The sequence below is a fragment of the Alkalihalobacterium chitinilyticum genome (assembly GCF_029028005.1).
Classification (GTDB): domain Bacteria; phylum Bacillota; class Bacilli; order Bacillales; family Bacillaceae_F; genus Alkalihalobacterium; species Alkalihalobacterium chitinilyticum.
This window is the reverse complement of the sequence record NZ_JAOTPO010000009.1, coordinates 71,891-94,165: the sequence shown is the minus strand read 5'-3', so window position 1 is coordinate 94,165 and position 22,275 is coordinate 71,891. Positions and strand designations below refer to the sequence as shown.

The following is a 22,275-nucleotide window of genomic DNA, read 5'->3' as shown; positions in this document are numbered from 1 at the left end:
CCTATGCTTCAACGACGAGCTGTATTTTTTTTATTATTTATGAGTTTACCGATTATGGCCCATGTCCTGCTCCTCCCCATGCTTTGGGACATATCCGGCAGGGATGTGTGGGTTGCTGCAATCATGTCCACACCCATAGGCTTTTTATTTGCATATTTAACATGGAAACTGATGAACATTGAGCCAAAGCTATCTTTTTTTGAAAGAACCATGAAATTGTTTGGAACTGTCCTTGGTCCGGTCCTTCTGTTCATTTGGTTTATTTACTTTCTATTTCTAGCAAGCTTAACAGTTAGTGGTTTATCGGAAATGTTGCATGTTGGCTTTTTTGAAGAGACTCCTTCTTGGTTTTTCGGTATATTGTTTAGTGCGCTTGTTTTATATAGTGTGATGAAAGGCATTAAGGTGATTGCGTGGTGTGCTGCTGTTTTGACTATTATCATTATGATCAGCGGGCACACGATTTCGCTAATGCTAGGCGGTCAACGAACTTGGCAGCATCTTCTTCCTATTTTAGAGTATGGATTTACGCCTGTTTTTTGGGGTGTATTTATTATAACCGCTATGTGGGCAGAAGTTTTTAGTTTAGCTGTGTTTAATTTTCGCAAAAAAGAATCGAAAACGATGTTATATATTCTCCTCATTTCAATTTTCATTAATGTCTTACTTGTCGTTAGTACCGGCGCTGGAACAATTACCGTCTTTGGACTAGAACAGTCACAAGCTCTTACGCATCCTGCCTTAAGTTCAGTCCGTATGGTTTCATTAGGGTTTATTGACCGTTTTGATGTTTATGGTTTATCTCTCATGACCTTTGGTTGTTTTATTCGTACAGGCTACTATGTAGTTGCTTTATTAAAGTGTGTATCGCCTGCCCTTATAGAAAAAGCACCAAAACTTTCTATATTGGGTTCTGTTCTGTTGGTGTATTTTCTTTCACTTTACTTTTACAAAGATAAAATCATGTTAGATACGATGCTTGTGTATTACACTTTAACCAGTGTAATCGTTTTACTGCCAATCGTCTATTTAGTTAGAGCCAAGTTTAAGAGCAGTACGACTCATTCAGAAACAGAGTCAATGAACTAGCTAGTGATAATAAAAAGGGAGATCTTCTTACCGAGATCTCCCTTTTTGCTTCATTTAACCGATAAATTCTGTAAAGCCTAATATAAAAATAACCCATATTCCTATTAGCATATGTGAGACGCAAACACCGACGAATGACTTTTGCCTGGCAAACATCCACCCCCAGAATAAGCCTGGAATAAAAGCGGCGAGTGCAAATAACGTACCAATATGCGAATGAGCCATGGCAAAAAGTAAATTTGATAGAATAATTGATTTCAAATGATTTCCTTTTGAACCTGGTAGAAATCGATAAAATGCGGATTGCAGACCAGCTCTGGCAATAAATTCTTGAACGACAGAAAATAAAATGTATACGATAATGGTTATTAAAAAGATAGAAAAACTAAAGCCTATTTCAGAAAACGCTGCAGTTGGATTAAACAATGCAATATCAGCAAATGCCGGTATAAAAGTAATAAGGCCCCATTTCAAAACCAGGAAAAAGAATAATACAGGCAGCGTAAGAAGAATAGCGTCTTTTACATGAACCTTCCATTTGTCCAGCGATAAACCGAAGGACTTTAACGGATATCCACTTTTCTTTAGGATCGTATACATAACAAACGCAAACCCGATTAATAATGCAACATCAACAAAAGTAGAAACTCCGTGATAATCAACAAAGTGGGTAAGCGACATAAGCATAAGTGTATAAATCGATAGAACGACTAGTAGATTCGTAGCAAGTAACCCGAGAGCTTTGTAGGATTTCAACTCCTTACGTTGTCTTTCTTCTTCTTCTAGCATCATTTCATTCTTATGCTGTACTTCTAACGAAAGCTGCTTCACCATCTTTCGTAATAACTTTACTTGAAGACTTTTATAGTTAGGATTATCTAATAGATTTGTAACGTTAATTTTTATTAATAAGGAAGGTTGTCTCGTCCTAATTGCAGTGGTTGAACCATGACCACCAACCTCTGCTAGATCCCCAACAAAATCACCATCGTTTAAGACGGTTACTAACTGTTCGCGTTCCCTCTTCTCCTGGTATAGGCCAACACTACCGGTTTGGATGATATATAAAGATGGTTCAGGATCTCCTTCACGAACGATATATTCATCTTTTTCAGTCATCATTACTTTTGAATGTTGAGTGATAATGTTAACCTCATCATCAGTAAACTCCGCCCCAAACGGATTATTTTTTATTTCATGATACACATTAAGAGTTTTACTACTCATAGTAACCCGCTCCTAGTTTCACAAAGGTGTTATTTTAGTCATACCTTTAATTATAGTAGATGCAATGGGGCAAATATAGTAGGTACCGGACAGCAATATTTAGCAATGTAGAAGGATTTTAGAAACTAGATTAATATTAAATGCATACTTCATGTTAATACAATGAAACAAAATACATATAAAATCAGAAACTTGGAAAGCTATGAAAAAGGAGGAGGGAGATAATGGAAAGGCAAGAATTAACCTATGTTGAAAAGTTACAAAGTGTCCATGTTTTAATGGAAACAAGGCAAATGTTACAAAGCAAATTAAATGAACTAGAGCCTGCTAATGAAACTTTCGAAGTCGTTAAGGATGATTTAAGAAAGATTGAGCAAGAAATCAAAGCTTATACTGGTGATTTGCCTATAGATGAGATCGATCAATCAATGTCACATTCCTTATTCAATCCAGCTGTTATTGAAGAATCAGATGAACGATAAGGCCTTCTCTAAAGTGTAAATAGATTGTTGCCAAACAAGCTTCAGGGCAACAATCTATTTCAGTTCTAAATTATCATTCATTAGTTTCACCAATTATTGACTGAGTACTTCAAGCTGTTTTAGTAATTTCTTATCCCCTTCCACTATTCCACCATCATTATAAACCGTACCATCAATTGAATTATATATACTGACTGTTGAATGTTTTCTTAGGTACAGATCACCTGTCAGTTCAGCGTACAAAAATAGTTTTGCCCCACTTAGTACCTGAATGTCACCCTTTACTTTCCCTTTAATGATTGTATCTACTTCAATGATTGCATCACTTAAGTTATTACCGATAATAAGTTTCAATATTACCATCTCCTTTAATTAAACAAACATCAACTCTATTAGAATTAATCGTTAAAGTTTCTCTTTTGTTACACAAAAATAAATTTTTTTGGCGTTCGGCACTGAAATCATATGTTTTTTAAAAACTTAAATATAATTTCTGATATTTTTCGTAACAAGTTAATGTTTAAGTAGATTAGTAGAATTGAATCACTTAATAAGGAGGAATTATTTCATGTTTCTAATTCGAACGACTTTTATGTTTTGTTTATTTTCTTTGGCTGTTTTCACCTGTACAACAAGTACAATAGCGGTGGAAGACCAGTTGGAGGCAGGTGCTTTAACTCCCCCACCGCCAATTGATTATGACAATAGTGAGGAATTAATTGCTACTTTTAGTACCTCATCATCTCTCATTAGTAATGCATATAGCAGTATTTCCAGAAGTAATAATACGGTTCGGGTTTCTGGGGATACGTATACGACTAGAACGGTGGATGAGTTACGGCTTACTCTTGAAATTCAACGATGGGATGGATCTAGATGGAATACAATAGGTTCAAGAGGTCCCTTTATCGATTATAATTGGTATTTCACTTCTGCCTCACAAAGTTATGTTGTGACAAAAGGCTATTATTACCGAGCGCGAACTTTACACTATGTTCGATCCGGCAGGACCACCGAACAAGTCACACGTTACAGTAGACATATTTTGGTTCCACTTTAAAAGATGAACTAAATGCAATTAGTAGAAAAGAGCAAAACAAAGCCCAGCCAACGATTTTTTAACGGTATCGGCTGGGCTTTAATTTATTCAATAACCTCCACTACTCCTTTAACTGGTTGGCTACATTAATAGCTTCATCTTCAGATAATGCTCCAAAAATTGTAATATAATTATTACCTAAAATATACTCTAGATTAGTTATGTTATTGGACACAACTACGGTTGCTGGAAAATGTCCGATCATCACTTCACTCACTTCAGCCTGATCTAGATTATATTCAATACTTCTGCTAAAGTGTTCTGGTATTTTTTCTTGTAAAATAGAAAACCAAAACTCCCCATCAGAATAAGCTAATTCTATCTTCTCAGCACTAGTCTCTTGTGAATTCGTCCATACTCTTACTTTCTGAAGTTCGTATGAGCCAAGCAACTTATCTTCTATAGGAAATAAAGCATCAAATTTAACCATCGCTTTCCCTTCGTCTAGGTCCACTTCTTTTATTTGTGATTCCGTTAAAATGGCTTCTTGTTCGTTTTCATCCAGCATAAACTCTTCACCTGGGGCTGGAGTTAGTGCTGCTCCTTCATCTGTATGGTCAGTTTGTACAACAAACTGAACGACATTGTCTTTCCATTGATTAACAACATGTACGACACTTGAAAAAGCGGAAGATCCTGTAGGGCTTGATAAAAATACAATTAATATAATGCTAGCTGCTATCAAACCACTGTATTTCTTTAGATTATTTTTTTTCATTTGGACTTCTTGTTCTTTCTTTAGTTCAATCTGAATGCGATTCCATATTTCTTCTTTATCAGGTAGAGGAATATTCGTTTCATTCAATGCATTTTTTGTTGCATTTTTTATTTCATTATCCCATTTTGGACTGTTCATCATGATCCCCCTCGTTTTTCATACCTTTTTGAATAAAGTTTCTTACTCGAAAAGCACGTTGCCTGACTGTATTTTCTTGGAGGTTAAGACGCTCCGAAATCTCTTTATAAGGCAGATCATGTACATACCGTAGTAAAAAGATGACCCTTGAAATCTCTGGGAGGTCACAAATGATCTCTTGTAATTCTTCTATCGTTAATCGATTCATGATCTCCGTTTCAACTGAAGAATACTCTTCAGTTAATTCAATCTCTTCTTTCAGTATTTCGTTACGCTTGCTGACACTTTTTAAATATTTTAATGCTTCATTTCTAGCAATCGTAACTAGCCACGCTTCAAAGCTAGTATTTTCCTTTTCTTCATAAGTAGAAATGTATTTAAAAGCGCGAATAAATGTATCTTGGACAATATCTTTAGCGATATCTTCATCAGCACAATATCGATAAGCCGTACGATAAATACAAGGATAATATTGATTATAAATGACTTTTTGAGTCGATAAATCCAGCGTATGATTTGCCTTCTTATTAAAAAAAGATAAAATGAACTTTTTCATAGTTTCTCCCATCTTGGAAATAATAACTCTATTTTCTACTAACTATACCAATTGTAGCAAATTATGTATTTATTGATATGTCATTTCATATTTTGTTAAGTATAAAAATCTATGAAGAACACTCAAAAAAGCTCTCGATCCAAACAGGAAATCCGAGAACTCTTTGTATGATAAATCTATCTGAATAATTTAATAATATGCCTAGATTGGACCTGTTAAGGCGAAATTTTAAAAGCTATTACTTTTCTGACAACGCCTTGTAAGTTTCTTTGTTACAAATGATATATAACACCGCTTCGTCAGGAATTTTCTCTTGTAATCTTCTATTTATATTCAGTTGATCCCGGTCAGCAATCAATGTTGCTCCCTTAGTGAGTAACTCCTGAAACGCGTCATTGTACGTCACCCAATTTTCCTTTTTCGTCACTTTGTACAAATCTTCACCGTGTTGCCTGCTAATTAATTGGGAATAAACTTTACTTACCCCTTTATACATCGCTGATCGAACCGCTAAGCTAGATATTGTTTCTTGCGATAATATAAACTCATCTACTCGTACATGAGAGAAGTTGGAAATATGTTTTTCGGTTAACACTTCAACGGTAGTATGTACTTCTGGTGCCAAGCGATCAACAGTAATCGCAACTAATAGCGTTTTCGCATCTTTTAGTGAGCCATCTTGAATCGTGTCATCTGCAAACACAATAACAGCACGGGCCTTTTCAATATTTGCTTTTTCATATGTTTCTTCTTCAGTAGGGTCCCCTTGAATATAATGAATTCTGTTATTTGAAACATCGATTGGAGCCTGCTGTAGAGTGTCAATAATAATGACCTCTACCTGTTGATCAGAGTCGAGAATTTCTTTAACAGCAAAGTCCGTTTTCTTTCCCCAACCAATAATAATGACGTGGTCTTCTTTGATATAGCTCAACTTCCCTTCCTCCCTTTTTCTCCTAAAGATCGTGAATGCATCTACGATTTTTCCAATTACGACCCCTAGCAAACCAATACCAAATAAATACATAAAGACAGCAAACATTTTGCCAGACATCGTGACAGGAGAATAATCTCCGTATCCAACCGTAGAAAAAGTCGTCATGACAAAATAAAACGTATTCAAAACACTTTCAAATGTATCTGGTTCCAACAGGTACATAATAATGGTGCACATTATAATGAAAACTAGTGATGTAATAAATAAAGTTAAATTCCTCATTTTAATTAAGCCCAGACTAATTTTCAGAAAGAAATGCAACTGAGTCCCCTCCTTCCGTTTTCAATAACTAATTAACCAAAGAAAACGGGAAGCTAACCCTTCCCGTTCATTGAATGAGATTAGAATTTCACATCAAGCCGTTGTGTATGGCACAAACATTGATAAGTTACCTGTTATAAAGCCGCCAACTCGGAAGAACAAACCACTCGGTTCGCCGTTCATAACGTGAGAACCAATTAATAACTTTCCAGTATATGGACCATCCCACGTATCAATGGTTTGATCGGGCATCGGGAAATATTGCTGATAAACCGCTTGTTGATCTTGATAGTAGTCAACATCCTCATCGAGAATTCTCCCGTTTGTAACAACACGGATGCCTCCACCTTCTCGTCCTAATACCGGTTTTTTAACATAAGTATCCCTTAAAGAATCAGCAGAAAAATAAGTTGGTAAAAAATATTTTTCGATCGCAGCCTGTTCCATTCTCGTATACCACTCTTCTTTTTTGGCTGTAATGAGTGCTAATATCGCTTTTGATTGCATAAGTAGTGCAGCAGGCGGATTAATAACCTTCAATTTTTTATTGATAATATGAACTAAAAATTGTTCACCAATTGGTTCACCAGTTCCACTTTGCTCTTCTAGAAAGTATTCTAAGGGATAGAGACGATATAAAAATTCAATCGATTCGCCATCAGGCGTTTTCACACCCTCTTTATCTACTACAATCTGTTCAAGTGGAACATATTTCGCTTGTTGCGGAAACAATTCCATTAAATATTTCACGGTTTGTTTATCTTCATCGTGCCAATCCGCACACGTAAAATAGAGCGTGTCGCTGCTGCGAATGTCATAATCACGAATGATTTGCTCCCAGGTACTTTTCACTTTTTGGTTGATGTGTGCGTTTGGATTTTTACTCTTATGCTCATTACAAAGAACTTCTTGTGCAATAGCTGATTCTACTATGCCTACGGGTGTATCCGTATTAGCCTCGATTATTTTTAAACCGCTAGCTGACGCAATAAAATCATATCTCGTAAAGTAAGAAAATTTTGTCTTGCCCAGCTTCTGAAACAAGTCCCACAGCATAATTGGCAAACCTAACTCATGAATCGTATGTGGATTTTTTACAATTTGCTCGTACGTTTTCGTAAAGATATCGTGGGCCGCTCTTGACGCATTTTCAATTTCGCGAACCATCATTTCTGGAACAAGTAATAAAGAGTCACTCATATATTGATTGTCTTCATAATTTTCATATAAACTTGCCCATGTAAAGCCTTTTTCCGCTACTTTCTTTTCTACCGCTTCCCAGGATTTTAAATACGTTTCCGGGTGAAACGGCTTTGTTAATGATTGGTATGGAAGCATTGAGGACCTCCTTTAATAACTTATAGCTGCAGCAACAATCATACCGACGAGAATAGAAACACCACCTAAGAAAAGACCAACAGCAACATTTCCTTTTTCCACTTCTTTCGCCAAATTCGTATTTCGAGTAAAAACATACTCAATGACTAAGTGAAGCACGATTTGCACAATAATAGCAATAATGGCCCAAATCGCTAAATCAACTAGATTGATCGAGCTCCGGATCGCCGACTGAAGAACAACGACAAGCCCTGCCATCTTACCTAATAGTTTAAGAGAAACGGCTATATTCCCTTCTTTAATAAGTGCTCGTTCAGAGTATGGGGTAATTAATTTAAAAATATAAGTACCAATCAAAAATAATACTAATGACGCTGCTAAGTAGATTAAAAAGTGATCAAAAGTTTGTAAATAATAGGTTAAATTCATTCACTTTCTCCTTTCACACCACAAGGTAAGAAATATGATAAGTTATTTGTAATTTTATCGCCTGCTCGAAGGCCAAACGCACTCGGTTTTTCATTGATAATAAAACTGCCGATTAATAAGTGCACGCTTTTAGATCCCTCTTCTGTTTGGATCACCGTTGCCGGAAGATCAACATATTTTTGGAACACCTTTACATATTGATCATACGTTTTTTGCTTTGGAACATAAATCGCATGACGATTTTGTCGGACTTCAACCGTATCGCCTTCACGTCCGAAGGCTGGTTTGGAAACGTAAATCTCATCCGTTTCATAAAACGGATCTTCATCTAAATAAGTAGGTAAAAAATATCTTTCAATGATAGCGTATTCTTCTTCACTAAAAAATGGATGACGTTGTTCAAACATCCCCCATATAACCGCCATGACGGCTTTACTTTGCATTAAAAACGCGGACACTGGATTTAACATCCCGACTCTTTTCTGCTTGACTAATTTCATAAATTCAATACCGATCGGAAAATCATCACTCGTCTTATCTTCTAATAGCGCTTCTAAAGGATATGTATGGCGATAGACGATATCAATTTTCTTTCCATTTGGATCATATACGCCCTGTCCTTCTACGACTTGCAGATCTCGAAGGGGTATAAAAACAGTACCCTTAATTCGGGCAACAGCCATTAAATAGTTCATCGTTTCACGGTCTTCAATATCGTCTTCATGAGCAGTAAATACAACATACGGATGCCCTTTGACACCGATGGATTGTGCACAATGAAAGATACTATTCCGAATCGATTTTCCTAAATAAGCTTCCTCATTCTCATTGGGGTTACTTACACCAAATTGTTCACATACGAGCCCGTTCACTTCAAACAATTCACGAATAAACGTTGGCGTATCGGAATTGAATTCAATAAGCTTTAATCCTTCGATTGTTTTTACAAAATCAAAGCGACCAATCACTGTTTCGTAAGGAATTTGTGCGATCCGTAAAAAAGGTAACGCACTCTCTGGAAATCCTAAATCTAATAAAGTTTCATCAGGTGCATTCTTTAAAAGAAGATTAAGTTTTTTATAAATTGAATAAGCATCATTCGTCGCCCTTCTTACTTCAGTCGCTTCAACTGGTGAAATGGAATGACAATCGTACAAAGCGTATTCCGTTCCGTATAACCGATCCCAAAACATCGGAATCTGCTTGTAAAAGGCATTACGTTCACTGTATTGTTTATCCACCAAAACTGCCACCACTACCCATCCCAGATCTTGAATTGGTTACTTGACCTGAATTTGTGCTTGAACGATTCGTTTGTTGACCTGTTGTCGTTTGATTGTTTTGATTAACCCTTTGTTGATTTGTCGTTGTCCCAGTTGGTTCCTGACGTCTTTGTGTATTATTTACATTCGATTGATTGGAACTATTTCTCCCGATCGCTTGCCCAGCCATAAATGCCGCAATTGTAGGAAACCAACTGCCTCCTGAATAATAGTGCCCATAATTCTCTGATCCCTCCTGGACACATTGGTATACCTCACCTTCAGCATCCCACGTCCACGTATCACAATCTGCTTCATCTGGAGATGGCGGGGATCCTGGATTTACAGCCTGATTATGAGTAGGAGACTCCTCTGGAACTGAAAATAATTCCTCTTGAGTATTGGTGGAACAGCCGGCTAAACCGAAAAGAGCAACACTTGTACCAACAATCCCCTTAAGAAGTTTATCTGTTTTTGGTTTTTTCATAATTTACACCTCCCGTACTTACTTACGAAACACTTATAAAAAAGTTTCAAAACTAGTTTCAAGACTATTAAATTCTACCAGTAGTAAACCATTTGTTCAAAAATAGTTTTATCGATAAACCTGTATGTAGAAACCCCCATTCTAAACCAGTAATATAGTCATATCTTTATTGGTCATTTGATGCAGAAAAATGTAGAAAAGTTTTTTTGAAATATTTTTAGTTCTAATAGGATTTTAGTACCCATTTATCGAAATATTTACTAAATTTTATTTTAGAGAGACAGAAAAAAGAATATGGGGGGGCCTACGTAAAGATGCCTACAAGTCTAATGCAAACGATTGAACTTAAACGCAGTGAATTGGTTAATTTCGGAAAAAAATATGGATTATCCTCTGAGATCACCATTAAAAGCAGTCAAGAACTCGACCAGCTATTAAACACACTGGAGAAAAGCAAAAATTATCATTAATATAGGCAACTCCCCTTCTTAATAAGGTGGAGTTGCCTTTCTGTTAATTACAAATGTTGTAATTCATCCTTCATCGTTTCACCAGAATACGATTTGGGAAGCCTCAGCATAACAAAACGATTAAGTTTTCGATTAAACTCGTCAATGTTGATTTCCTTCCCTTCGTGTTCTCGGAGTTCCATCCAGTATTTGACGACGCTGATCATTTCATTTATTTGACTAATAATGCTTCTCTCACTTGTTTTCGTATAAGTAACCGACTGGCAATCTTTCATGTATTTATGTACCGTAAGTTCATCAATTCCCTCAGCTACCATATTACGCTTCATTTCTTCCATAACGATTTGATCCAGCTGCTTGAAATCACTAGCTTTTAAGCCATACAATAGAAAGTTATACCGAGAAACGTTGTTCATCACTAACACACATTTCTTTCTCTTGTAAAGAAACAGATGTGCATGCCAAGAATATAAAGGTTCGTTGTTTAAGTCGGTTAAATCCGTCATCGGAACCTTAAGAGTGTCTTGTAGTTTTTTCGTACATTGAATGGTGAGCAAATCTATCACCTCTGTTATTATTTGTTTTAATCATTATAGCAAAGTTATAGAAAGGAAAAAACGATCCTTATAGATTTTCTATAAGGATCGTTTTGGTTTGATTAGTTTTTAGTTACTAGATATGCTCTATACTCCGTAACTCCACCTTGTTCAACGTAAACTGCAAGTACATATTGCCCGTTTGGAAGTTGTTCTCCACCGATGTTACCATCCCATGACAATTCATGGATTGGGGCTGGAACGTTAGTGAATTCACCGATTGTTCCTAGGAGAGAACCGATTGTTCCATCAGAAGCATTAAATTTATAAAAGTCATAATCTAATACTTCTGCACCACCTGGGAGGTATGAACCTACAGTATAGCTATCTCCATCCTTCTCAAAGAAAGTACCAGTTACACGCGGATAATCTGGCTCACCAACAAATAGAATACTAGGAACATCTATAGTAGTTTCGCCATCACTTACTTTAATTGTTCCTTCATAATAACCTGGCGTTAGCTTAGAAGTATCCACTTGAACGTTGAAATTCACTTGTTGTCTTTTACCAGGTTGTACATTTAAATTGTTACTCGTCATTACTTTAATACCGTCTGGGTTGCCAGTAAATTCAACTTCAAAGCTGTAACGCTTTCTTTCGTTTGATAGATTTTGAATTTCAAAGCTTTGGCGCTCTACTTGTCTACCTGTGTCTTTCACGAATTTACCGAAAGAATGGCTTCCAGGAGCAACTAAAGTTTCTGTTTCAATTGCATCTAGCACTCGGATACTTCCAGCACCTTGAGTATTATGTGGATATACTTTTCCTGTGGCTGGGTCAATCATATCTTCTGCAGTGTTCATTAACGCTGCTTTTACTTGATCAACATTCCAAGCTGGGTTAGCTTGTAAGATTAATGCTGCTGCACCTGCTACGTGTGGTGCCGACATTGATGTTCCTTGAAATGCCCCGTATCCATGTGGGTTATCTGGGTTATGTGTAGGGATTGTACTTGTGATATTTACACCAGGTGCCGATACATCTGGCTTAATCATCCAAGTTTCCATAACAGGTCCGCGAGAAGAGAAATCTGCAACAGTTTCACCAACTTCATAAGCAAACTCGATGTCAAAAGAAACCGTATTGTTTCCTGCTTCTAGTTCAGCAAGTAATTTTTGCCCATCAACCAATGTCGTTTTAATTGTCGGTACTGCCATTCCTGGCACATCTGGATGTTCACCAGCAACGTTATTGTAGATGATTGCTCCTACAGCACCTGCATTTTTCGCATTTGTCGCTTTATCAACGAATGCAAAGTCACCGCGGCTAATTAAGGCAATTTTCCCTTCAAGATCTTTTCCTTCAAAATCTGCAGGATAACCAAGACCTACATCTACAAACTCATACTCACCTTCATCTAAAGCCAATAATTCATCTTCACTAGTGAAGCCCATTACTTTTGCCGAAGGATATTCTACACCTTCAGAAGTAAAGATTTCAGAAGAAAACACATTGTAAGGTAAACGTGTTGCACCTACAGAAATCGCTTCACGAGAAGTTCCTGGAGAACCGACTGTCCAGTTGTTTGGACCGCTGTTTCCGTTTGATGTTACTGCCACAACACCTTCAGCCATCGCCCAGTCTAATGCGATCGAAGTTGCCCAGTCCGGGTTGTTTAAGGTGTTACCTAATGATAGATTCATAATGTCAGCACCGTCTTGAACCGCTCGTTCAATACCGGCAACAACATTTTCAGTTGAACCTGATCCACCTGGTCCAAGAACACGATAAGCTAATAATGTTGCATCTGGAGCAACACCTTTAATTTGTCCATTAGCAGCAACTGTACCAGCTACGTGTGTCCCATGGTTCGTTGATCCTCCACGCGGGTCACCAGGAGGAGTTTCTTGCGGATCATTGTTGTTATCAACAAAATCCCATCCTTTATACTCGCCGAATGCATGTGCTAAATCTGGGTGTGTGTAGTCTGTACCAGTATCGATAACCGCTACAGTCACACCTTCACCTGTAAAGCCAGCATCCCAAACAAGGTCCGAGCCGATAAATGGAGCACTATCCATCATATACGGACTAAATGCCTCAGCTGAAATTTCTTCCCCACCAACCGCATCTACTGTATACTCCACATTCGGATACACTGCTTTAACCCCTGCTGTCGTTAATAATTGTGGAATTTCGTTTGCAGGAAGTTCTACTGAAAATCCTGAGAATACGTGGTCATACTCACGGTTTACTTCCGCGTTAGAAACCTTATTCTTGAGTTCAGAAATGACTTTTCCTCTTTCGGTCGCTAACTTTTGTTTTGTTTGGTTCTTTCCTTTATGTTTAGCTTCAACGATCGACTCTTCTTCTAGTTCAACGATGACCGTTGTAGGAGCTTTCGAAGCCATTTCAATATCGCCAAATATTTCAGCGATTTTTAGTTCCTTAGCTTGCTGCTTACTACCAGTGTTTGCTAAGGCACTCATACTAAATGACGATAAAATGAGTGCTAATGTCAGTAACCATAAGACAGATTTAGATATTCTTTTGTGCATCTTTTGTAAACATCCTCTCTTTTTTATATTTCAAACACATTGTTTTGCTCTACTCATAGGACCTCCTCTCTATATAGGAATTTGAGTATTTCGAAAATTTCGAACGGTGTAATAAATACTCTTTTATCATAATGTTTTCCTTTCATACTAAGGTCCTCTTGTTTCGACTAAGTTCAACCTTCAATATTAGTATATATTTACTACCAATCTCATCTTCTTATATTCCTTCATATTAATTTTCACTCTATTACATATTTTTTTAATCTCCAGTCTTATTAACTAGGTAATAAGTAATAATTTATAAGGGGGTGAACTTTGTCATTTTTACATTTCTCGACCAAAATTCACAAGATCCTGAAATCATTATAAATAAATAATAATATAATTTTTCAAAATATTGTTTACACTACTTCAATACTTTAGTAAAATAACGTAATAAAATTATACATACATAGTAATATAAGGAGATTAGACACATGATCACGTTTTTAGCATCTATCGTACTACTTGTTCTAGGTTACATTTTCTATTCTAAAATGGTTGAAAAAGTATTTGGCATTGACGACAACAGGAAGACTCCTGCTTACACGAAGCTGGACGGCCTTGACTTCATGCCGATGAGTTGGGCAAAAGGAAGTCTAATTCAACTATTGAACATTGCTGGTCTAGGTCCGATCTTTGGAGCTATTATGGGGGCTCTATATGGACCTGTTGCTTTTATTTGGATCGTGGTTGGTGCTATTTTTGCAGGTGCCGTTCACGATTATTTTGCTGGGATGATGTCTGTTCGACATGGCGGAGACCAGTATCCTTCCATTGTTGGCCGTTATTTAGGGACAACTGCAAAGACAATCATTAACATCATTTCAATTATATTGATGATTTTAGTAGCAGCTGCCTTTACAGCAGGTCCAGCCCAATTATTATCTTCTGTTACACCGCTTAGTTTTACGGTTGCTATTTTCATAATCTTTGGTTATTTTTTAGTAGCTGCCTTACTACCTATTAATAAAATTATTGGGCGAATTTATCCGATCTTTGGTGCCGTATTAATTTTTATGGCATTAGCAATTGGAATCGGTCTCTTATTTCAAGACCAACCGATACCAAATTTGACCTTTGAAAATTTACACCCACAGGAGTTGCCGATTTGGCCTCTCATTATGATTACAATTTCATGTGGAGCTATTTCCGGTTTCCATTCGACGCAAAGTCCGATCATCGCTAGAACGATGAAAAAAGAAAGTGACGGACGAAAAGTTTTTTATGGGGCAATGATTGTTGAAGCCATCATCGCGATGATTTGGGCAGCAGCGGCGATGACCTTCTTTGGAAATACAGGTGGATTGCAAGCAATGCTCGCAGAAGGTGGTCCTGCCGGGGTTGTCGATCACATCTCTAAGTCTATGCTTGGAACGTTAGGGGGAATTCTTGCGATTATCGGGGTAATTATTCTTCCTGTAACAACTGGTGATACAGCACTGCGATCTTCACGAATGATGCTCGTTGATTTACTTCGTAATTTCTGGAAGCTTGAAGCAAAGTGGAAACAATCACTGTTAGCTATCCCAGTGATTATCCCTACTTTCTATTTAACACAAATTGATTACTCCTTCTTATGGAGGTATGTAGGATGGACGAACCAGGTCGTAGCTACAGTCATGTTATGGACAGCTGCGATTTACCTCTTACAAAAAGGGAAATTCCACTGGATTTGCTCTATTCCTGCGTTATTTATGACAGGTGTTGTCGGGACATACATCTTCTACGCACCAGAAGGATTTAGTCTTCCTTATCCTGTTTCTGTCGGAATTGGTATTGCTGTTACAACAATCGTTGCCATTTGGTTTATTTTCCAAATGAGAAAAGCCAAGCTGGTACAACTTGAACAAAAACAAAATGTGGCTTAGCACTTTCTTTTGGTGATGAGCTTTACAATTAGATAAACACTGAACGCTAGGAGGTTACGTTCCTAGCGTTTTTTCATTCTATGGGGGTGTTAAAAAATTGTATTTAACGTAAGAGAAAATCAAATAATGTTAATGCAACCACAAATCCGCCTACAAAAACCACATAGAATAAGATAATAAAAAGCACCCAATTTTCACTAAATAATTTCTTTAAATTCATCGTCCTCACCATTCGATTTGTATTTATTACCTATCGTTCCAAATTGATGGTCTGACCATACTTAAATCTCAATTCCTATTTAAAAGTCGTTGCTAGGTAGAACCTACTTTACATATTTCACAAAAATAAATAAAGGCTGGCGCCAGGCCAACCTTGTTAAATAATTTTTAAAAGAATATTAACCCAAAAATTGTTGAAATGATCAACCCGATCACGACAGGAATAAAACTCTTCCGGACCAGTTCCATCACTGGTACTTTAGCAAATCCAGCAACGGCTACAAGTGAAGACCACGCAATTAATGTTCCACCACCGACCCAGATCGACCCCATTTGTCCGATCGAAGCTAAAGTTGCCGCATCTACTCCAACAGTCGGACTTAATGCTCCTGACAACGCCCCAACTAAAGGAAGTCCTGAAAACCCTGAACCGTCTAAACCTGTTATCATTCCGATCATGAGAATACCGAACCCTGCAACAAATGCACTTTCAGGAATGAGTTGCTGACCAGCTTGCACAAGGTCAAATAAAAACGATGGCGAACTTTCCACACCTAGAATTTTAGCTGATAATTCTCCGCTCCCGATGAAGAAAAAGCCAGCAATCGGAATAACCGGCCCCATTGCTTTAAAGGCAAATAAAAATCCTTTGACAATATTGTCACTGACATTTCCAAGTGCTTGCTTCACATTTTTAAAGAATGTTGCGGCTATTAATAGTACAGCAGCCGTACCACCAATCAATGCTGCTCCCGAACCGCCTTCAATGGAAGGAATAATGCTCGAAAATTTTGCCAAAACCATGTAGATAATAATGATGAGAAACGAAACAGGAACGAGCACTGCAAATAATACGCTAGATTTACCTTTCTTTTGCTTTACCGTCTCTTTTACCTCATCTTCCACCGTTGAGTTAATTGCTTCCCAACTAATTAGATGTTTATCAGACGGACGTAAAATAGACTTTCTTAAAAATAAGTACGCAAGCGTAATTGCAACAACCCCAGTAACAATTGATAATAGAAAAGCTTTGTCGGCAACCGCACTTACTTCTACTCCAGCAGCTGTTGCACTTAACATCGGGGCAATCTGGATAACATAGTCAGAGGATAAAGCCATGCCTTGACCAGCTAAGGATATAGCGATCGCTGCACCAATCGGCGGCAGTCCTGCCCGAATAGCTACAGGAATAAGTAATGCCCCAACTAGCGGTACAGCAGGCGTTGGCCAGAAGAATAAGGAAATTGAATAGGTCACGAATACTAAGATCCAAAACGAGATATGGCCATTTTTCATAACGCGCTGAAAAGGGGTTATCATTTGTTGGTCAGCACCGATAGACTTGAGTGAGTGGAGAAGTGCCGTCATAATCGCGATGATTAGAAAAATATTAAATAGCTCTCCAGCGGCAGTTAAACTAGCATTGAAGATTGATTGTAACCCACTAACGAATGAACCTGTATAGATCCACCCCACTAAAAAAGTTACAACGATCGCAGGAACAACCACATTTTGTCTAAACAACATCGTGAGTATTATAACCGTTGTGCCAAAAAGGTACATCCAATGAGCAGCTGTTAATTCTACCATAAACATTTTACTCCCTTCTAGGCGTATTAGCTGCAACTGCTTGTATAAAGAATGCATGTTTAATTTTAAAATAATATATGAAATTTCACTGCTATTGGATACACGTGGAGGTTTGTATTATTAAATTATTTTTGTTTTTTTGCGCGAAACATTATTAGCTACCCTAATTTAGCTAGATTAGTAGTTTTTTTAGAGATTGATAGAAATATAGCGCACATCAATCCTACCCTTTGGTTCACGGTTTCTCCTAATTTTCCCCTCTACTGCGCACCCATCCGGCTCTTGGCTTCACGCTTTCTCCTATTTTTTCCCTCTAGCGCTCACCATTCCGGCTCTTTGCTTCACGCTTTCTCCTTAAATTTCCCTCTAGAGCCCGTCAAACTGGTATTGACCCGCATCTGTCACTCCTTTTATTATTTTGCCTACACTGACTTTTTACATACACTTTTTAACATTTTATTTTGGTATAAAAACCTTTTGATTCCTCATAATAACTTAGGTCTAAAGTGTCTATATGTAGTATGTGTAATGATCGTACGTATTTAATGGAGCGCAGGAATGTGGATCATTTTCACTTTAGATGCTTTGAAACTGAGTAATCATTGAGCACTACTCAGTTTACTTTAAACACCAAATTTAAGGAGGAACTTAGAATGGGTCGAGACATGGAAATGGATGAAATGTATGCAGAACGTGCAGAGGAAGCAGCGGAAGAAAAAATTGAAAGGTTAGCTGCCGCTAAAGTAGAGGCAGAGATTGGTGAAGAAATTTCCCCTTTAAAAGGTCAGTTACAAAATATGCAAAACGTATTAAATCAATTACAATCCTCTGGACAACAGATGTCTTCAATGAGTTCTTCATTTGGACAAAATCAACAACAATCACAAGAACTTTTACAACAATTCCAGCAATTTAGTTCACAAGCCCAACAACAGCAACAACAAACTTTCCAACAGCTTCAACAATCTATTCACCAAGCTTCGCAAATGTTATCTAGTGTAGAGCAATCTCTTCAATCATTTAATATGTTGAACCAAGTTACACAACAAATTGATCAAACGCAACAGCAATTATATCAACAAATGCAAGGTCAAAATAGTCAAAACCAAAATAACCAAAATCAAAGCAATCAACAACAATAACGACACACTCTTTTTAACTGTAACAATCATCTTCTGTTACTTTGAACAGAGAAAGGGACTTATCCTTTATGATAAGTCCCTTCTATACCTTCACATCTCTGTTGAAAAAGCAGCAGCGCTTAAACCCCATTCTTAGCGAATGTAAGTTTCTTTTATTTTAGAGACAGACTCTATAAACTTTTCAAAGATGCCCACCTTTTTAGAGTGATAATCTTCTAGTTCTGGAGAAAAGAATTGATATGTTCCTTTACCCTTTTCTTTTGCATGATACATTGCCTTATCAGCATTTTGAATTAGTGTCTCTAAATCTTCACCATCATCGGGCAAAATACTAATCCCTATACTTGGTGTCACTTTTGCTTCATTCTCATTTATCGTGTACGGAGCTGAAACAACTGACAAAATTCGCTCTGCAATGCCAATAATTTCATCTTTACTCGTCTCCTCAAAGACAATCATAAATTCATCTCCACCGAGACGTCCCGTTAAATCCTCTTCTCTTACACAACTGTTAAGTCGGTTAGCCACTTCTTTTAATAAGATGTCTCCACCTTCATGTCCTAATGTGTCATTCACCTTTTTAAAACCATCTAAATCAATAAACATAATGCTTAAGCTGTGCTGGTGACGTTTTGATCTCGCCATTGCTTTCCGCAAGTGTTTATGAATTAACTTGCGGTTCGGTAAATCGGTTAATTCATCGTAATAAGCCATTTGCCTTAAATATTCTTCTAATTGTTTACGCTTCGTAATATCTGAAATCATACCATCTACTCGAACAATGGTTTCCGAACCATCAAACAGAGGCGTGGTTGATATTTCAAGCCAGCGCTTTTCATTGTATTTATCGGTAACAACCAGCTGGTTTCTCATTTTTCGATTCGCAAACAATTGATCTCGAAATGAAGTCGTGCTTTCCTCCAATGGTTTTAAAACGGTTTCTATTAATCTAACATTTTGATGGTAGTCTTCTTGATCATGAGAGAAAAGGCTCTCAATTCCTTTCGTGATAAATAGCTTATTTTCATTTACATTATAAGAGAAAAAAGTTTCATTAAAACTGTTCATCAATTCATGAAGATGTTCATTTTCCTTTACGAGAGAATGATAGTTTTTTTCGAGTTCACTTTTGTCTAAATCCACCTTTGCCTTTTCTTTTTGCAAATGATTGTATCGACTGCATAACCAAAACATGGGAATTAGCAGTACAACGAAAAGTAGAACAGCATTTGGAACCTGGAACGCATAATGGACAAGTAAAAAAAGACCCATACAAACAAAGGTGTATATAGTAAATACCTTACTTATATTTTTCAAAAAACCACTCCAACTTTTTAAGAATTTCAAAATGAAGTTTACTATCATAATTATCTTTAAATGAGTATTTCATTAACTGTCCTCAATTATAGCAGAGTTTGTAGAAATAGAAATGATTTTGTCGAATCGAATTAATTTTTCCACTATAAAACCCAACTCACAATGTGAATTGGGTTACAATGTTTAATAGTCACAGCGATCATCGGTACATGTCGCACCTTGATCCCCTGCTGATGTAAGAGGTTTTAACGGTGATTCTCCATTCTCTTCCTCCCATACTTTTTGTAAAGCATTTAGGAATGTTTCTGTTGGTTGTGCACCGGAAATGGCATACTTATCGTTAATCACGAAGAACGGAACTCCTTGAACACCGATATTTTTCGCTTTCGCTTCATCTGATCGTACTTCTTCTTCAAAGGCATTACTGTTTAATACCTTCTTCACATCATTTACATCGAGACCTGCATTGACCGCCAGCTCTTCTAAAGTCGTATGATCACCAATATGCTTCGCCTCAATAAAATAAGCTTTTAATAGATCTTCAGCCACTTCTTTGTCCTTACCTTTTGATTCCGCAAACTTAGCAAGACGATGTGCATCTAAAGTATTCGTTCGTATCATTTGATCAAAATCAAAGTCAAGTCCAACCGTCTTTGCTTGTGCAGCAACACCATCCGTCATTTTTTTAGCCTCTTCAACCGACATGCCATACTTTTTAGATAAAATTTCATACATCGATTCGTTCGTATTGTGACTAGCGTGTGGGTCTAGTTCATAACTCTTAAACTTTACCTCGACCTCGTCTCGATGAGAAAAATTTTCTAAAGCACTTTCTAAGTGCCGTTTTCCAATATAACAAAACGGACATACGTAATCTGACCAAACTTCAATCTTCATTAAAACACACCTCATTTTTACTTTTACAAAGAGAATATCATATCTTGGAAAGCAAGACTGAGCAATATGCTCACCGATTTTAAAAATTTGCCAATACCATTAAAATTTGATCTTCTAAGTTCTTGCCTGATTTATTATCAAGCATGTTATTGGTGAGTATTGAAAAAATAAACGTTTCCCCACTTGCCGAGTTCACATAACCTGATATCGTACTCACAGATGTTAATGTTCCTGTCTTTGCCCTAATCCGATCATGTGTGTTCTTCATACGACTTTTTAATGTTCCGCCGATCATTTTATCTGATGCTCCGGCAATAGGAAGCGATTGATAAAAAGTAGAAAACCATTCTTCGTTCTGGATAGTGAATAATAAATTCGACAGTTCATTGGCTGGAATTAAGTTCGTGTGTGAGATGCCAGATCCATCTCTTAATAACATCGAATCCATATTCATACCATAACGTCTAAGTACTTGCTCAGTAACTTCAAGACCATTCTCCCAAGATCCTTCATTGTTCACAATCTTCCCCATTTCTTTAACGAGCATTTCACCGTGTCCATTATTACTCAATTTCATAAAAGGGATAAGGATATCAGCTAATGGCATTGACGTGTGTTCACTCAAAACCGCTGCGTTGTCTGGAGTAACACCGTTTGATACATTGCCTAACAAATAAATGCCTTGTTCCTTTAACGATTGTCTAAAAAGATGTAAGGCAAAATCAGTTGGTTCCCATACTGCAATCGTTTCTTTAAAGTCTGTTGTATGTATTGGTAAAGTTCCTTCAATTAGCACTTGGTTTGTACCGTGTTTCCGTACAATACTTAGTTCTTCTTTCTCATCTTCGGAAACCGTTTTTGTGAGATTGACAATTTCCAAATAGGTGTTGGACGGTTGCATAATCACTTGAGCAGGTTCACCAACCTCTTCACTGGGAACGATTTGAAGCGTAACTGTACCGACATCATAATCTTCATATGAAGCTACTGTTAATGCTGAAATCGCAGATCCGTACCCCATCGTCTCATCACTCCATGGTAAATCAATCGAATAACGTACATCGTCATACCATGTATCATCACCAATTAAATTACCTCGAATTGCTTTTATACCTTGCTTCTTAAGCGTTTTTACCATTTCATCAATATCAGACTTGAGAAGCGTCGGATCACCTTTTCCTTTTACATACAAATTCCCGTGCAGTATTCCCCATTTCAACTTTCCATCGGTTAGGACTTCTGTTTGAAAGCAGTACTCTTCCCCTAATGTTGACAAAGCAGCAACAGCCGTTAGTATTTTCATATTAGAAGCAGGCTTTAAGCGAACATCTCCATTATATTCATATAGTAATTCTCCTGTCGCCGCCGATCGAACACTGATTGAAACTAAGGAGCCTTCTAAATGAGACTGGTCTTGCAGGACCTGATCAATCTTCTTACTTATTATTTGGTGATCGATAATCGCTGCAACCACAGGGCTTCCATAGAAATAGAATAACAATACAAAAAAACAAATGAATTGAATTTTAAACATCCTATATATTAATTTCAAG

General features: G+C 37.2%; 21 protein-coding genes. 6 read left to right on the top strand and 15 right to left on the bottom strand.

The genetic code is table 11. From position 1 onward, the window contains the following. The first annotated feature begins 3 nt into the window (after positions 1–3). On the top strand, positions 4–1,089 hold the full coding sequence (locus N7Z68_RS13885) for a GerAB/ArcD/ProY family transporter (RefSeq protein ID WP_275119080.1): 1,086 nt from the start codon (positions 4–6) through the stop codon (positions 1,087–1,089). 54 nt (positions 1,090–1,143) lie between these two features. On the opposite strand, the gene N7Z68_RS13880 is transcribed toward N7Z68_RS13885, so the two are convergent. Next, positions 1,144–2,316 carry a cyclic nucleotide-binding domain-containing protein gene (locus tag N7Z68_RS13880; RefSeq protein WP_275119079.1) on the bottom strand — a complete coding sequence of 391 codons (1,173 nt, stop codon included), beginning with the start codon at positions 2,314–2,316 and terminating at the stop codon, positions 1,144–1,146. A gap of 224 nt (positions 2,317–2,540) precedes the next feature. On the opposite strand from N7Z68_RS13880, the gene N7Z68_RS13875 reads away from it, so the two are divergent. Next, a complete protein-coding gene (locus tag N7Z68_RS13875) occupies positions 2,541–2,798 on the top strand; it encodes a hypothetical protein (protein ID WP_275119078.1) in 258 nt (85 codons plus the stop codon). Positions 2,799–2,891: 93 nt separating this feature from the next. Here N7Z68_RS13875 and N7Z68_RS13870 read toward each other — a convergent pair whose 3' ends face one another. Continuing rightward, complete coding sequence (locus N7Z68_RS13870) at positions 2,892–3,152, bottom strand: hypothetical protein (protein ID WP_275119077.1); 261 nt, start codon at positions 3,150–3,152, stop codon at positions 2,892–2,894. 214 nt (positions 3,153–3,366) lie between these two features. Between N7Z68_RS13870 and N7Z68_RS13865 the strand changes: the two genes are divergently transcribed. Further along, a complete protein-coding gene (locus N7Z68_RS13865; protein WP_275119076.1) occupies positions 3,367–3,858 on the top strand; it encodes a hypothetical protein in 492 nt (163 codons plus the stop codon). A 100-nt stretch (positions 3,859–3,958) separates the two neighbouring features. On the opposite strand, the gene N7Z68_RS13860 is transcribed toward N7Z68_RS13865, so the two are convergent. The 7 genes from N7Z68_RS13860 to N7Z68_RS13830 form a co-directional block, all read right to left on the bottom strand. Beyond that, positions 3,959–4,753: a DUF4367 domain-containing protein gene (locus N7Z68_RS13860; RefSeq protein ID WP_275119075.1), complete on the bottom strand. Its 795-nt coding sequence runs from the start codon at positions 4,751–4,753 to the stop codon at positions 3,959–3,961. Further along, positions 4,731–5,309: an RNA polymerase sigma factor gene (locus N7Z68_RS13855; protein ID WP_275119074.1), complete on the bottom strand. Its 579-nt coding sequence runs from the start codon at positions 5,307–5,309 to the stop codon at positions 4,731–4,733. The genes N7Z68_RS13860 and N7Z68_RS13855 overlap by 23 nt, the downstream gene beginning before the upstream one ends. 238 nt (positions 5,310–5,547) lie before the next feature. Continuing rightward, the gene (locus tag N7Z68_RS13850) at positions 5,548–6,567 is read right to left on the bottom strand and encodes a potassium channel family protein (protein WP_275119073.1); all 1,020 of its coding nucleotides are present in this window, start codon (positions 6,565–6,567) and stop codon (positions 5,548–5,550) included. 93 nt (positions 6,568–6,660) lie between these two features. Continuing rightward, complete coding sequence (locus tag N7Z68_RS13845) at positions 6,661–7,905, bottom strand: glutathionylspermidine synthase family protein (protein WP_275119072.1); 1,245 nt, start codon at positions 7,903–7,905, stop codon at positions 6,661–6,663. Positions 7,906–7,917: 12 nt separating this feature from the next. Next, complete coding sequence (locus tag N7Z68_RS13840; protein WP_275119071.1) at positions 7,918–8,334, bottom strand: DUF350 domain-containing protein; 417 nt, start codon at positions 8,332–8,334, stop codon at positions 7,918–7,920. After that, complete coding sequence (locus tag N7Z68_RS13835; protein ID WP_275119070.1) at positions 8,331–9,575, bottom strand: glutathionylspermidine synthase family protein; 1,245 nt, start codon at positions 9,573–9,575, stop codon at positions 8,331–8,333. Before N7Z68_RS13835 ends, N7Z68_RS13840 begins: the two co-directional genes overlap by 4 nt. Next, positions 9,568–10,083, bottom strand: a complete 516-nt coding sequence (locus tag N7Z68_RS13830; protein ID WP_275119069.1) for a DUF1190 domain-containing protein — start codon at positions 10,081–10,083, stop codon at positions 9,568–9,570. Before N7Z68_RS13830 ends, N7Z68_RS13835 begins: the two co-directional genes overlap by 8 nt. Before the next feature lie 314 nt (positions 10,084–10,397). On the opposite strand from N7Z68_RS13830, the gene N7Z68_RS13825 reads away from it, so the two are divergent. Beyond that, positions 10,398–10,553 (top strand): aspartyl-phosphate phosphatase Spo0E family protein, encoded by a 156-nt coding sequence (locus tag N7Z68_RS13825; protein ID WP_275119068.1) that lies wholly within the window; start codon positions 10,398–10,400, stop codon positions 10,551–10,553. A gap of 47 nt (positions 10,554–10,600) precedes the next feature. On the opposite strand, the gene N7Z68_RS13820 is transcribed toward N7Z68_RS13825, so the two are convergent. Next, positions 10,601–11,110 carry a DUF6933 domain-containing protein gene (locus tag N7Z68_RS13820; protein ID WP_275119067.1) on the bottom strand — a complete coding sequence of 170 codons (510 nt, stop codon included), beginning with the start codon at positions 11,108–11,110 and terminating at the stop codon, positions 10,601–10,603. A 101-nt stretch (positions 11,111–11,211) separates the two neighbouring features. Further along, entirely contained in the window at positions 11,212–13,647 is a 2,436-nt protein-coding gene (locus tag N7Z68_RS13815) for a S8 family serine peptidase (protein ID WP_275119066.1), read from the bottom strand. Positions 13,648–14,123: 476 nt separating this feature from the next. Here N7Z68_RS13815 and N7Z68_RS13810 point away from each other — a divergent pair, with 476 nt between their 5' ends. Beyond that, on the top strand, positions 14,124–15,557 hold the full coding sequence (locus N7Z68_RS13810) for a carbon starvation CstA family protein (protein ID WP_275119065.1): 1,434 nt from the start codon (positions 14,124–14,126) through the stop codon (positions 15,555–15,557). A 387-nt stretch (positions 15,558–15,944) separates the two neighbouring features. On the opposite strand, the gene N7Z68_RS13805 is transcribed toward N7Z68_RS13810, so the two are convergent. Continuing rightward, complete coding sequence (locus N7Z68_RS13805) at positions 15,945–17,366, bottom strand: hypothetical protein (protein ID WP_275119064.1); 1,422 nt, start codon at positions 17,364–17,366, stop codon at positions 15,945–15,947. A 653-nt stretch (positions 17,367–18,019) separates the two neighbouring features. On the opposite strand from N7Z68_RS13805, the gene N7Z68_RS13800 reads away from it, so the two are divergent. After that, positions 18,020–18,508 (top strand): hypothetical protein, encoded by a 489-nt coding sequence (locus N7Z68_RS13800; protein ID WP_275119063.1) that lies wholly within the window; start codon positions 18,020–18,022, stop codon positions 18,506–18,508. A gap of 132 nt (positions 18,509–18,640) precedes the next feature. On the opposite strand, the gene N7Z68_RS13795 is transcribed toward N7Z68_RS13800, so the two are convergent. From N7Z68_RS13795 to dacB, 3 genes are all read right to left on the bottom strand, one after another. Further along, positions 18,641–19,825, bottom strand: coding sequence for a sensor domain-containing diguanylate cyclase (locus N7Z68_RS13795; RefSeq protein WP_275119062.1), 1,185 nt, complete (start codon positions 19,823–19,825; stop codon positions 18,641–18,643). A gap of 183 nt (positions 19,826–20,008) precedes the next feature. Next, the gene (locus N7Z68_RS13790) at positions 20,009–20,722 is read right to left on the bottom strand and encodes a DsbA family oxidoreductase (protein WP_275119061.1); all 714 of its coding nucleotides are present in this window, start codon (positions 20,720–20,722) and stop codon (positions 20,009–20,011) included. Positions 20,723–20,801: 79 nt separating this feature from the next. Then, entirely contained in the window at positions 20,802–22,256 is a 1,455-nt protein-coding gene (dacB, locus tag N7Z68_RS13785; RefSeq protein WP_373323150.1) for a D-alanyl-D-alanine carboxypeptidase/D-alanyl-D-alanine endopeptidase, read from the bottom strand. Positions 22,257–22,275: the final 19 nt, after the last annotated feature.